Consider the following 12587-nt stretch of genomic DNA (forward strand, 5'->3'; position numbering starts at 1 on the left):
GGCCGGGCTCATCGGCGGCCCCGGCGACCACAGCGGACGCTCCGGGTACTGGGTCGCCCGCGCCGCGCGCGATCCGCGCGGGCCGATGCTCGTCCCCGCCACGCCGGCCGCACCAACCCAGGTCATCGACGTCCGGGACCTCACGTCCTGGCTGCTCGACGCCGCGGAGACCGGCACCACCGGCACGTACAACGCGGTCGGCCCGACCGTCCCGTTCGAGGAGTGGATCGAGCTGTCCCGCGCCGCCGGCGAGCACACCGGCCGGGTGGTCGCCGCCGAATCGGCGTGGCTGCTCGCCAACGGCGTGGCCGAGTACATGGGGCCGGAATCGCTGCCCCTGTGGCTGGCCGAGCCGGGCTGGGAAGGGTGGTCGGCCAGGGACGGCTCCTCGGCGCGCGCCGCGGGACTGCGGCACCGGCCCCGCGCGGAACTGCTGGCCGACACGCTGCGCTGGGAACGCGAGCAGGGCCTGGACCGGGAACGACGCGCGGGCCTCAGCTCGCGGCGTGAGCGCGAACTGCTCGCGGCCCTCGACGCTTAGGAAGCGGCGTCCGAAATGCTCTTCGCCTCGCGCGCGCCCGCTTCGAACGCTTCGCAGTTGAAGAGCAGCCACTCGCGCACGCTGTCGGGCTTCCCGCTCGCGAAGCCTTCGGCCGCTTCGAGATAACGCGGCACCCGGCGGAAGAACGCGACTTCGGGAACGCTCAGCGCCTTCGGGTCCAGCCCGGTCGCGACCATCGTCAGGCGGGCGGCCGCGCGCGCGACGACGCCGTCCGCGCTGCCGAAGGGCTTGAGCGCCAACAGTTCCCCGTGCACGACGGCTGTCAGCACCGGGCCCGGCACCGACGTCGCGCCCGTCACCAGCTGGGCCAGCAGCTCCAGGCGGCCGCCGCCGGAATGCGGGCGCCCCAAGGCATCCAGGTCGTCGACCAGGTCCGCCGCGGCGAGGACGTGCAGGCGGGCCAACGCTTGCAGCGGCGCGCGGCGCCACGTCGGGAGGAGCGACTCCAGCGTTTCCGCGACGCGCAGCGCGCCCGCGAGGACCGGGTCGTCGACCGCGCCGTCGGCGGGCAGTTCCGGGTTCGCGCCTTCGATGCCGGCGGACGCGCGGGCGGCGCGCACCGACGCTTCGGCCGCGGTCGCCGCGCCGCCGCGGAGGTTGGCGGGCAGGCGGTGCACCTTGAACACGGCGTCCTGCACGGACTTCGCGGCCGCGGCGACGCCTTCGAGGTCGAGGAGGGGCTTGAGCGGATCAGGCATCGAGCACCTGGCCTTCGCGGGAGACCACGGGCGGCAGCACCGACCACGGGAAGTTGATCCAGCGGTCGGTGTGCCGCCAGACGTACTCGCACTTGACCGTCGAGTGCGGCTTCTCGTAGACGACGGCCGAGCGCACCTCGGCGACGTGCTCGAGGCAGAAGTCGCGGACCAGCTTGAGGGTGGCGCCGGTGTCGGCGACGTCGTCGGCGATCAGCACCTTCTTGCTCGTCAGGTCGACGACGTTGGGCACCGGCGGCAGCATCACCGGCAGGTCGAGGCGCTGGTCGACGCCGGTGTAGAACTCGACGTTCATCACGTGCAGGTTCTTCACGTCGAGCGCGTAGCCGAGCGCGCCGGCGACGAAGAGGCCGCCGCGGGCGATGGACAGGATGAGGTCCGGCGCGAAGCCGTCGTCGGCGATGGTGTGAGCCAGTTCACGGCTCGCGGTGCCGAACAGCTCCCAGCTCAGCTCTTCGCGCTCTTCGGCCATCGATCTCGCCCTTCGTCGTGGTCAGCCGAGCATAGGCAACGCCGAAGTGGCCTTCGAAGATGCTCGGAAACTGGCTATCACGGGAAGCCAATGAGACGCCTACGGTGATCACGTGAGTGACTGGAACACGCGACCGACCCTGGCCGGCGAGCACGTCCGCCTGGAGCCGCTGACGCCCGAGCACGCCAAGGGCCTGTTCGAGGCGGGCACCGACCCGGACATCTGGGCGTGGCTCAGCATCCGGCAGCCGGGGGATCTTCCGGCGGCCGAGCGGATGGTCGAGGAGGCCCTCGCCGACCCCGACCGGCGGCCCTTCGCGCAGATCGACGCCACCTCCGGCCGCGTCGCCGGGACGACGTCGTACTACCAGGTCGTCGAGAAGCACCGGATCCTGTCGATCGGGCACACCTGGATCGGCGCGGACTGGCAGCGCACCGGGCTGAACACCGAGTCGAAGCTGCTTTTGCTCCAGCACGCGTTCGAAACCCTTGGCGCGCAACGGGTCGCGTGGGAGACCGACATCCGCAACCTTCGTTCGCAACGCGCCATCGAACGGCTTGGCGCGCTTCGCGAAGGTGTCCTGCGGGCGCACCGGATCCGGCCGGACGGCTCGTCGCGCGACACGGTCACCTATTCGATGCTGGCGCCGGAGTGGCCGGCGGCAAAGGCCCGGCTGAACGAACGCTTAGTCACCGCGGCTCGCCTGCCTCGGTGAAACGGCGGGGCAACGTGGGTGCAACCTTTTACAAGGCGGACTAACGTCGCTAGCGTGCCGCTAGCCGTCGTTTCGGCGCACTACAGGAGGCCTTGCAACCATGACCGAGCAGTCCCCCGCCCTGGACAACCTGCTCACCGAGAGCCGCACGTTCCCGCCCAGCGACGAATTCGCTGGCCAGGCCAATGCGAAGGCCGATCTCTACGCCGAGGCGGACGCCGATCGCGAAGCGTTCTGGGCCAAGCAGGCGGAGCGGCTGACGTGGGACACGAAGTGGACCACGGTACTGGACTGGACCAATGCGCCCTTCGCGAAGTGGTTCGTCGGCGGCAAGCTGAACGTCGCGTACAACTGCGTCGACCGGCACGTCGAGTCCGGGCACGGCGAGCAGGTCGCGATCCACTGGGTCGGCGAGCCGGGTGACACCCGGGACATCACCTACGCCGAGCTGAAGACCGAGGTTTCCAAGGCCGCCAACGCACTCGCGTCGCTCGGCGTGACCGCGGGCGACGTCGTGGCGATCCAGCTGCAGATGGTCCCCGAGGCCATCTTCGCGATGCTCGCGTGCGCCCGGATCGGCGCGCTCCACAACGTCGTCTTCGGCGGCTTCTCCCCGACCGCGCTGCGGGCCCGCGTCGACGACGCCGCCGCGAAGGTCGTGATCACCTCCGACGGCCAGTTCCGCCGCGGCAAGGCCGCGCCGATGAAGGCCAATGTCGACGAAGCGCTCGAAGGCGCCGAGACCGTCGAAAAGGTCATCGTCGTCAAGCGCACGGGCGACAAGCTCGAGGGCGACGTCCCGTGGACCGACGGCCGCGACCTCTGGTGGCACGAGCTCGTCGACGGACAGTCCGAAGAGCACACTCCCGAGGCCTTCGACAGCGAGCACCCGCTGTTCATCCTCTACACGTCCGGGACGACCGGGAAGCCGAAGGGCATCCTGCACACGTCGGGCGGCTACCTCACGCAGACGGCGTACACGCACCACAACGTCTTCGACCACAAGGCCGGCGAGGACGTCTACTGGTGCACCGCCGACATCGGCTGGATCACCGGCCACAGCTACATCGTCTACGGCCCGCTCGCCAACCGCGTCACGCAGGTCGTCTACGAAGGCACGCCGAACACCCCGCACGAGGGGCGGCACTGGGAGATCGTCCAGAAGTACAAGGTCTCCCTCTACTACACCGCGCCGACGCTGATCCGCACCTTCATGAAGTGGGGCGCGGAAATCCCGGAGAAGTACGACCTGTCGTCGCTGCGCGTGCTGGGTTCGGTCGGCGAGCCGATCAACCCCGAGGCGTGGATCTGGTACCGCGAGAACATCGGCGCGGGCCGCACCCCGATCGTCGACACGTGGTGGCAGACCGAGACCGGCGCGATCATGATCTCGCCGCTGCCTGGCGTCACGTCCACCAAGCCGGGTTCGGCGCAGCGGGCACTGCCCGGCATCTCCGCGAAGGTCGTCGACGACCAGGGCAACGAGGTCGGCCCGGGCGGCGGTGGGTACCTGGTGCTCGACAAGCCGTGGCCGTCGATGCTGCGCGGGGTGTGGGGCGACGAAGAGCGCTTCAAGGAGACCTACTGGTCGCGGTTCAAGGAGCAGGGCTTCTACTTCGCCGGCGACGGCGCGAAGTACGACGACGACGGTGACGTCTGGCTGCTGGGCCGCGTCGACGACGTGATGAACGTGTCCGGCCACCGCATCTCGACGACCGAGGTCGAGTCGGCGCTGGTTTCGCACCCGACGGTGGCCGAGGCGGCGGTCGTCGGCGCGACCGACCCGACGACCGGCCAGGGCATCGTCGCGTTCGTCATCCTGCGCGGCAACGCGGTCGACGGCGGCGAGGAGGCCATCCAGGCGCTGCGCAACCACGTCGCGAAGGAGATCGGGCCGATCGCGAAGCCGCGGCAGATCATGGTCGTGCCGGAGCTGCCGAAGACGCGCTCGGGCAAGATCATGCGCCGGCTGCTGCGCGACGTCGCGGAGAACCGGCAGGTCGGCGACGTCACCACGCTGGCCGACTCGTCGGTGATGGACCTGATCTCGTCGGGCCTGCAGTCGGGCAAGTCCGAGGAGTGAGCTAGCGTTCTCCCCGTCAGAGCCCTTCCGGCTTCGCGCCGGGAGGGCTCTGTCATGGCACCCCCGAGCGGCGCGGGTCGAACGCATGTTCTACACTGTGCCGCGAACCACACCCCCTTCCCGGGCAAGGAGACGACACGACGATGACCGTGGATGTCCTGACGCACGACGAGGAAACGGCTTCGGTCACCACCGAGGCGCCGGCCGTTGCCACCGACGAGGCGACCGTCACCGAGTCCGCGTCCCCCTCCCCTTCGGAAGGCTCGCCCGAGCCCGCCGAGGAAGAGGCCCCCAAGCCGAAGCGCGGCCGTCCCAAGGGCGCGGCGACGGCGTCGACGGCGAAGAAGACCCGCACGGTCGAACTGACCCTCACGGTCACCGGCACCGCCGACGGCGAGTGGCAGGCCGAGCTGAAGAACGGCTCGAAGTGGGTCGCGAAGGGCCTGGAGATCCCCGCCGCCGCGGTCTCGCGCGCGGCGAAGGAGCTGCACACCGACCTGTCCGGCCCGATCGACGAGGTGATCAACCAGGCCCGCGAGGCGCAGGCCGCGAAGGTCGCCGCGCTGGAGGCCGAGCTCGAGAAGGCCAAGCAGGCCCTCGCCGAGCTGGACGCCTGAGCTTCACCCCCCCCCAGGAGACGCCCGGGTCCGCTTCGCGCGGGGCCGGGCGTTTCCGCTACCCGGCCGCGGCCCGGGCCGCCCGCTCGACCTCCGCTCGCCGGTGCTCCCAGAACGCCGCGTCCCGGCCCGCCGCTTCGACTTCGCCGTCCAGCTGTTCCCGCAGGATGTCGGCGTGCCCGGCGTGCCGGCTGGTCTCGGTGAGCACGTGCACCAGGACGTTGAACAGCAGCACGTCCGGCCGCGGCCACCACGGCACGTGGCCGGGCGAGTCGATGGCGAGCGCGGCGATGGTCGCGTCGGAATGCGCCCAGGAACGCCGGTAGCGGCCGGTGATCTCCTCGCGGGTTTCGTGCTCGGTCGCCCACATGTCGGTCCCCCGCTGGGAAAGGTCGTCCCAGCTCGGCACGGGCTCGGGGGACGGCCGGTCGAAGACCTCGCCGAAGTACCGGGACTCCGTCACCGCCAGGTGCTTGACCAGGCCGAGGAGATTGGTCCCGGTCGTGGTCAGGGGACGGCGGACGTCGTACTCGGAAAGCCCGTCGAGCTTCCCGAGCACCGTCTCGCGGATCTCTCGCAGGTCACTGTGCAGGTACTGCTTCGCGAACTCGTCGATCACGGGTCCCAGCATGCCCGTTCAGGCGATCGGCGGCCGCTCCGGCAGCGGGGACTTGAACTCCACCCACATCGAATCCGTCAACGCCTCGACGTGGTGCTCGACGCCACGCGGGTGCAGTACCGAATCGCCCGGCTCCAGCTCCGCCTCGACGCCGTCCACCGCGCCGCGCAGCCGGCCCGACAGGACGTAGACGATCGAGTCGTGGTCGTGCGCGTGCGGCGGCGACGCCACGCCCGCCGGGTAGTGGATCAAGTACGCCAGTCCGTTCTCGGCCGTCTCCAGCAGCCGGAACCGGCCTTCGCCACCCGTCACCGGGAGGCCTTCCACCGTCAGCAGCGGTTGCCAAACCTGATCCTCCATCCGCCCATGATGGCCCAGGATCGCTGAGAGTCCACACAGGACCGGCTTAGGTTAGGCAGGCGTTAATTAGGCGTACCTGACAAAAAGAACAAGTCTCGCCACGATTCCCGGTTCGTGTTTCACTTGTCCGGTGACCGAAACCGCCGTGGAGCACGCGCACGAACCGCACCAGGACCTGGGTGGAAAGCTGAACTGGCTGCGGGCAGGGGTACTCGGGGCGAACGACGGCATCGTGTCCGTCGCCGGGATCGTCGTCGGGGTCGCGGGCGCGACGACCGAAAGCACCACGATCCTCACCGCCGGAATCGCCGGGCTCGTCGCCGGCGCCTTTTCCATGGCCGGCGGGGAATACGTTTCCGTGAGCACCCAGCGCGACACCGAACAAGCCTTGCTCCGGCTCGAAAAGCAGGAGCTCCGGACCATGCCGGAGGCCGAGGAGCGCGAGCTCGCCGAGATCTACGAAGGCAAAGGGCTTTCGCCGGACCTCGCGAGCCAGGTCGCCCGCGAGCTGACCGAAAAGGACGCGCTGCAGGCGCACGCCGAGGCCGAACTCGGCATCGACCCGGGCAACCTGACCAGCCCGTGGCAGGCCGCGTGGGCGTCGCTGGTCGCGTTCTCGATCGGCGCGCTGCTGCCGATCCTCTCCATCGCCTGGGCCGGCGTCTCCCTGCGCGTGTGGGCGTGCGCGGCCGCGGTCGTCGTCGGCCTCACCCTGACCGGCTGGGTCAGCGCGCGGCTCGGCGACGCCAAGGTGGGGCGCGCGATCCTGCGCAACGTCGGGGTCGGCGCCCTCACCATGGTCGTCACCTACTTCGTGGGGGTCATCTTCGGCGTCACCGTGGGTTAGTGGACGCCCTTCATCAGCTTGCGGATGAACGGAATCGCCAGGAACAGCACCACGCCGACCCCGATCGCGACGCCGCCGACCGTGCTGAAGTACGGCGCTTCGTCGTCGACCGTGTAGTACTCGGCGAGCTTGCCGGACATCGCGGTGCCCAGGGAGATCGACAGGAAGTTCAGCGCCACCATCTGCGTGCGGAACGCCTCCGGCGCGAGCTTCGTCGACAGCGACAGCCCGACCGGCGAGAGGCACAGCTCGGCGATGGTGAAGACGAACAGGATGCCGACCATCGCGAGCATCGGGCTCGCGTTCGGGCCGCTGCCCACCATCGGCAGGAACAGCAGGAACGCGACACCCATCAGCACCGTGCCGAGGACGAACTTCATCGGTGTCGACGGCTGGCGGTCGCCGAGCTTCGTCCACAGGGCCGCCAGGATCGGCGCGAACACGATGATGAACACCGGGTTGATCGAGTTGACCCAGGACACCGGCATCTCCCAGCCGAACAGGCCGCGGTTCAGCCGCTGGTCGGTGTAGGCCGCGACGACCGTGAACTGCTGCTGGTACAGCGAGAAGAACGCGGCGCTGGCGATGAACATCGGGATGAACGAGAACACCCGGCTGCGCTCGACGCCGGTGATCTTGCGGCTGGTCAGGATGACGAGGAAGTAGATCACCGAGATCACGCCGACCACCCAGACGACGACGTCGGCGAGGTTGCCCGGGTTGACGACACCGGTCGTCACCAGCACGACGATGGCGGCGACCAGCAGCACCGCGGCCGCGACCGCCAGCAGGCGCTGCGACGACGGGAGCGGGTTCGGCACCTCCTTGGCCTTCTCGCCGAGGTTCTTCCGGCCCAGCGTGTACTGGATCAGGCCGAGCGCCATGCCGATCGCGGCGAGGCCGAAGCCGAGGTGGAAGCCGACCTCGGTCTGCGCGAGGCCGGTCAGCAACGGGCCGACGAACGCGCCGAGGTTGACGCCCATGTAGAAGATCGTGAAGCCGGCGTCGCGCCGCTCGTCGCCTTCGGCGTAGAGCGTGCCGACGATCGCCGTCGCGTTGGACTTCAGCCCGCCGCTGCCGACCGCGACGCACACCAGGCCGACGCCGATCCCGGCCAGGCCCGGCAGCAGCGCCAGGCTGAGGTGGCCGATCATGATCAGGACGGCGCTGTAGAACAGCGTCCGTTCCGAGCCGAGCAGCCGGTCGGCCACCCAAGCACCGATGACGGCCGACAGGTACACCAGGCCGCCGTACGCGCCGACGATGCCGAGCGCCGACTCCTGCGCGAGGCCCAGGCCGCCCTGTTCGACCTTGTAGTAGAGGTAGATCGGCAGGATGCCGAGCATCCCGTAGTAGGAGAACCGCTCCCACATCTCGACGCCGAAGAGGTTCGCCAGCCCTCGTGGGTGCCCGAAGAACCTCGTGTCCTGCTGGACCTCGGTAGAGGTGCTCACAACTCTGTCTTCCTTTGTCTCGGACTTCGTTGTCGCTTGGCATGCTAAGAGCACATCGTGTTACTCACCACCGCCACCCGGTGTGGCGGCGGCCATAACGATCCGTGACAAAGAGACGTTAAAATGACGTCAAAGGTGCGCCGGGAAGTCTGGTCGGCAAAGGTGATCGACGACCCCAGGAGCCGCCCCGATGTCCCGCCCGTTCAGCGAGTTCGCCCGTTACCTGCGCACCGAGACGACCGGCGGCCTGATCCTGCTCGGCGCGACCGCGGTCGCCCTGCTCTGGGCCAACTCGCCGCTGCGGGACAGCTACCACGCCCTGCGCGAGTTCCGGCTCGGCCCGGAGTTCCTGCACCTGAACCTGACGATCGGCGACTGGGCCAAGGACGGCCTGCTCGCGCTGTTCTTCTTCGTCGCCGGGCTGGAGCTCAAGCGCGAGCTCGTCATCGGCGAGCTGTCCCGGTTCAAGCAGGCGATCCTGCCCGTCGTGGCCGCCATCGGCGGCATGGTCGTGCCCGCGCTCGTCGCGCTGGCCGTCGGCTGGGGAACGCCGGGTATCGAGCGCGCCTGGGCCATCCCGGTCGCCACGGACATCGCGTTCGCGCTCGGCGTGCTCGCGCTGACCGCGTCCAACCTGCCCTCGAGCGCGCGGGTCTTCCTGCTTTCGCTGGCCGTGGTGGACGACCTCGGCGCGATCATCGTCATCGCCGTGCTGTTCACGACGGGCTTCGACGTGATCTCGCTGGCCGTCGCCGTCGTGGCGCTCGCGCTGTACGCGTTCCTGCAGCACAAGCGGGTCCGGACGCCATGGCTGTACGTGCCGCTGGCGCTGATCACCTGGGTCGCGGTGCACTCGGCGGGCATCCACGCGACGATCGCCGGCGTCGCGCTCGGCCTGCTCACCCGCGTCCGCGCCGACGAAGGCGAGGCCGAGGCCCCCGCGCTGCGGCTCGAACACCGGCTGCAGCCGTGGTCGGCGGCCGTGGCCGTACCGGTGTTCGCGCTGTTCGCGGCCGGGATCTCGATCGACGGCGACGCGCTGGGCGCGGTGTTCACGACGGCGTTGCCGCTCGCGGTGCTCGCCGGGCTGCTCGCCGGCAAGGTCGTCGGCATCCTGGGCGCCAGCTTGCTCGCGGTGAAGCTGCGCGCGGCGGAGAAGCCGCGGGGCATGAGCTGGCGCGATCTGGCCGCGTTGTCGGTGCTCGGCGGGGTCGGGTTCACGGTGAGCCTGCTGATCGCGGAGCTGGCGCTGCCCGAAGCGACGAGCGAACTGGCGAAGGCGGCGGTGCTGATCGCGTCCGCGGCGGCGTCCCTGCTGGCGGCGGCGCTGCTACTCCGCCGTAGCAAAGTGCACGCACGAATCTCCGACACACTGTGACGCCGCCGCGCCCGGTTTCGGGACACATGGCACGATGACCCGGTGAGCAGCCCCAAACACGAACGCACCGGCCCCGACGGCGTGGGGGCCGTGCCTTACCTCCCGCTGTCCTCCGCGAACGACGTCCCCGGCGACCAGTCGCTCGGCCGGCTGGTCGGCGACGCGACCCAGCACATCTCGACCCTGGTCAGGGCCGAGATGGAGCTCGCGAAGTCCGAGCTGGTCGGCGAGGTGAAGAAGGGCCTCAAGGGCGCCATCTTCTTCCTGATCGCGCTGACGGTCTTCCTGTACAGCACGTTCTTCCTGTTCTTCTTCGCGGCCGAGGGGCTGGCCCAGTGGCTGCGCTACCGCTGGATCGCGTTCGGCATCGTGTTCGTCCTGATGCTGCTGGTCGCGGGCGTGGCCGGGTTCCTCGGCTACCGCAAGGTGAAGAAGTTCAAGGCACCCGAGCGGACGATCGCCAGCGTCAAGGAGACGGCCGCCGCGCTCAAGCCGCAGAAGGCGGCCGACGCCGACCTGACGACCACCCGCGACTGAGGCGTTGCCCGCTTCCCCCGACCCGTCGAGCGTCCGGCTCGACGGCCCGTGGGCCCACCGCGACGTGTCCGCGAACGGCATCCGGCTGCACGTCGCCGAGCTCGGCGACGGCCCGGTCGTGGTGCTGCTCCACGGGTTCGCCGAGTTCTGGTGGACCTGGCACCACCAGCTTCGGGCGCTCGCCGAAGCCGGGTTCCGCGCGGTCGCCGTCGACCTGCGCGGCTACGGCGACTCGGACAAGCCGCCCCGCGGTTACGACGCCTGGACGCTCGCCGGCGACGTCGGCGGGCTGATCAAGTCGCTCGGCGCACGCCGGGCGCACCTCGTCGGCCACGCGTGGGGCGGCATGCTCGCGTGGACGGTCGCCGCGCTGCACCCCCGGCTCGTGTCGTCGGTGACCGCGATCGGCGCCGCCCACCCGCTCGCCCTGCGCTCCGGCGCCGCCCGCCCGTGGCGTGGCCAGGGCCGCGCCGCCGGGCACCTCTTCCGCTTCCAGGTACCGATGGCGCCGGAGAAGTGGCTCGTGAAGGACGACGCCCAGGCCGTCGAAGACCTCTTCGGCGGCTGGGCCGGGAGCCGGTGGCGGTCCACTTCGGACTTCACCGACAGCGTGGAGGAGTTCCGGCACGCCATGCTCGTACCCGGTGTCGCGCACAGCGCGCTCGAGTACTACCGGTGGGCGTTCCGCGCGCAGTTCCGCGGTGAGGGCCGCCGGTTCACCGACGCCGTCGGCACCCGGATCGCGGCGCCGACACTGCAGCTGCACGGCGCCGACGACACCTGCATCCTCCCGGAGACGGCGACGTCGTCGGTGCGCTGGGCGGGCCCGCACGCCGAGCCGGAGCTCTGGCCGGGCGTCGGGCACTTCCCCCACCTCGAAGTCCCGGACCGCACGTCGGCGGCACTGGTGGAGTTCCTCAAGCGAGGCTGATGGCGTTCTTCGCCCGGTCCACCGACTCCTCCGCCGGGCCGCCCTCGGGGTTCTCCGTCGCCAGCGCCTGGTTGAGCGCGACGAACGGCCGCATCCGCCGTTCGTACGCGGCGAACGCCTCTTCGTGGCCGGCGCGACCCAGTTCCTGCGCGAGGACGTACGCGCCGACCAGCGCGAGGCTCGTTCCCTGGCCGGACAACGCGGACGCGCAGTAGCCCGCGTCGCCGACGAGTACCACGCGCCCGGCCGACCAGCGGTCCAGGTGGATCTGGGCCATCGCGTCGAAGTAGAAGACGTCCGCCGATGCCATGGCTTCGAGCAGCTTCGGCACCTCCCAGCCGACGCCGCCGAGCCGTTCGGCGACCAGCCGCTTCTGCTCCGGGACGGTCAGCCGCGGCAGCGGCTCCGAGCCGAACCCGAGCGTCACGCGCAGCTCGGTGTTGTCCCGCACCGGGTACGCGACACCGCCGGTGTGGTCGTGGCGGAACCAGACCTGCCAGTCCTCGAGGCCGAGGAAGTTCGGCGCCGGGAAGATCGCCAGGTACTGCCCGAGGTGACGGGCGAACTCGTCCTCCGGCCCGAACGCGAGCCGCCGCACGGCCGAGTGCAGGCCGTCGGCGCCGACGACGAGGTCGAACGTCCGGAAGCCACCGCGTTCGAACTCGACGCGCACGCCGTGCGCCTCTTCGGTCAGCGCCGTGATCGCGTCGCCGAAGACGTACTCGACGTCGGCCGCCTCGTGCAGGATCGCGACGACGTCGTCGCGCAGGACCTCGAAGTCGTCGTTGTCGAGCCGTCCGCTGCTGTAGGTGTACTCCTCGGACCGGAAGAGCTCCTGGCCCTGACCGTCCACCATGGACATCCCGCGCATCCGGGTGCGCAGTGCGCGCATCCGGTCGCCAAGGCCCATCTCGTCGACGACGTCGAGCGCGACGCCGCGCACGTCGATCGCCTGGCCGCCGGTGCGCGGGCCGGGCGCGCGCTCGACGACGGTGACCGACCAGCCGTCGCGGGCCAGGAACCAGGCCAGGGTGCCGCCGGCGACGCCGGCGCCGGAGATCAGGACGTTCCGCATGTTTCCTCCCGAGTCGTACACTGCTGTGCATCACCGTGGAGTTCACGCAGGTGCAGCGCCAAATCTGTACTAGTACAGACAGCCTGCTGTACTAGGTCAGGAGTGCCGTGAAGTACGTCGTCATCGCCGAGGAGCTGCGGGGCCGGATCACGCGCGGCGAGCTGCCGCCGGGCGCGCGGGTGCCCTCGACCCGGCGGCTCGCGACCGACCACGGCGTCGCG

At 70.3% G+C, this 12587-nt stretch carries 13 protein-coding genes and 1 pseudogene; 8 read left to right on the forward strand and 6 right to left on the reverse strand.

Features of this window, described 5'->3' with window-relative positions; genetic code table 11:
• A pseudogene (locus tag G3I65_RS30200) lies at positions 1 to 541 on the forward strand (epimerase); the annotation flags it as partial.
• Here the strand turns inward: G3I65_RS30200 and G3I65_RS30205 are convergent.
• Together G3I65_RS30205 and G3I65_RS30210 are read right to left on the reverse strand one after the other, a co-directional pair.
• The gene (locus G3I65_RS30205) at positions 538 to 1260 is read right to left on the reverse strand and encodes an oxidoreductase (RefSeq protein ID WP_160699119.1); all 723 of its coding nucleotides are present in this window, start codon (positions 1258 to 1260) and stop codon (positions 538 to 540) included. The pseudogene G3I65_RS30200 and the gene G3I65_RS30205 sit on opposite strands and share 4 nt — an antisense overlap.
• On the reverse strand, positions 1253 to 1750 hold the full coding sequence (locus G3I65_RS30210) for a phosphoribosyltransferase (protein WP_003081688.1): 498 nt from the start codon (positions 1748 to 1750) through the stop codon (positions 1253 to 1255). The genes G3I65_RS30205 and G3I65_RS30210 overlap by 8 nt, the downstream gene beginning before the upstream one ends.
• A gap of 112 nt (positions 1751 to 1862) precedes the next feature.
• On the opposite strand from G3I65_RS30210, the gene G3I65_RS30215 reads away from it, so the two are divergent.
• The 3 genes from G3I65_RS30215 to G3I65_RS30225 all read left to right on the forward strand — a co-directional run bounded on the left by G3I65_RS30215 (position 1863) and on the right by G3I65_RS30225 (position 5165).
• Positions 1863 to 2465, forward strand: coding sequence for a GNAT family N-acetyltransferase (locus tag G3I65_RS30215; protein ID WP_160699120.1), 603 nt, complete (start codon positions 1863 to 1865; stop codon positions 2463 to 2465).
• 100 nt (positions 2466 to 2565) lie between these two features.
• Positions 2566 to 4548 carry an acetate--CoA ligase gene (acs, locus tag G3I65_RS30220; RefSeq protein ID WP_160699121.1) on the forward strand — a complete coding sequence of 661 codons (1983 nt, stop codon included), beginning with the start codon at positions 2566 to 2568 and terminating at the stop codon, positions 4546 to 4548.
• Positions 4549 to 4691: 143 nt separating this feature from the next.
• Positions 4692 to 5165, forward strand: a complete 474-nt coding sequence (locus G3I65_RS30225) for a DUF6319 family protein (protein WP_160699122.1) — start codon at positions 4692 to 4694, stop codon at positions 5163 to 5165.
• Between the two features lie 58 nt (positions 5166 to 5223).
• Here the strand turns inward: G3I65_RS30225 and G3I65_RS30230 are convergent, their stop codons facing one another.
• Positions 5224 to 5796: a DinB family protein gene (locus G3I65_RS30230; protein WP_163046778.1), complete on the reverse strand. Its 573-nt coding sequence runs from the start codon at positions 5794 to 5796 to the stop codon at positions 5224 to 5226.
• Between the two features lie 6 nt (positions 5797 to 5802).
• Positions 5803 to 6144, reverse strand: a complete 342-nt coding sequence (locus G3I65_RS30235; protein WP_160699123.1) for a cupin domain-containing protein — start codon at positions 6142 to 6144, stop codon at positions 5803 to 5805.
• A 130-nt stretch (positions 6145 to 6274) separates the two neighbouring features.
• Here G3I65_RS30235 and G3I65_RS30240 point away from each other — a divergent pair, with 130 nt between their 5' ends.
• Positions 6275 to 6991 carry a VIT family protein gene (locus G3I65_RS30240; protein ID WP_160699124.1) on the forward strand — a complete coding sequence of 239 codons (717 nt, stop codon included), beginning with the start codon at positions 6275 to 6277 and terminating at the stop codon, positions 6989 to 6991.
• Here the strand turns inward: G3I65_RS30240 and G3I65_RS30245 are convergent.
• Complete coding sequence (locus G3I65_RS30245; protein WP_160699125.1) at positions 6988 to 8445, reverse strand: peptide MFS transporter; 1458 nt, start codon at positions 8443 to 8445, stop codon at positions 6988 to 6990. The genes G3I65_RS30240 and G3I65_RS30245 overlap by 4 nt on opposite strands.
• Before the next feature lie 190 nt (positions 8446 to 8635).
• Between G3I65_RS30245 and nhaA the strand changes: the two genes are divergently transcribed.
• Genes nhaA through G3I65_RS30260 form a run of 3 tightly spaced genes read left to right on the forward strand, consistent with a single transcriptional unit; the run spans position 8636 to position 11291 of the window.
• Positions 8636 to 9823 (forward strand): Na+/H+ antiporter NhaA, encoded by a 1188-nt coding sequence (nhaA, locus tag G3I65_RS30250; protein ID WP_160699126.1) that lies wholly within the window; start codon positions 8636 to 8638, stop codon positions 9821 to 9823.
• A gap of 42 nt (positions 9824 to 9865) precedes the next feature.
• Positions 9866 to 10360 carry a phage holin family protein gene (locus G3I65_RS30255; RefSeq protein ID WP_160699127.1) on the forward strand — a complete coding sequence of 165 codons (495 nt, stop codon included), beginning with the start codon at positions 9866 to 9868 and terminating at the stop codon, positions 10358 to 10360.
• 4 nt (positions 10361 to 10364) lie between these two features.
• Entirely contained in the window at positions 10365 to 11291 is a 927-nt protein-coding gene (locus tag G3I65_RS30260) for an alpha/beta fold hydrolase (RefSeq protein ID WP_160699128.1), read from the forward strand.
• Here G3I65_RS30260 and G3I65_RS30265 read toward each other — a convergent pair.
• Positions 11278 to 12366: an FAD-dependent monooxygenase gene (locus tag G3I65_RS30265; RefSeq protein ID WP_160699129.1), complete on the reverse strand. Its 1089-nt coding sequence runs from the start codon at positions 12364 to 12366 to the stop codon at positions 11278 to 11280. The two genes, G3I65_RS30260 and G3I65_RS30265, sit on opposite strands and share 14 nt — an antisense overlap.
• Between the last annotated feature and the right edge of the window lie 221 nt (positions 12367 to 12587).

Origin of the sequence: Amycolatopsis sp. SID8362, from assembly GCF_010550475.1 — a bacterium.
GTDB lineage: Bacteria > Actinomycetota > Actinomycetes > Mycobacteriales > Pseudonocardiaceae > Amycolatopsis > Amycolatopsis eburnea.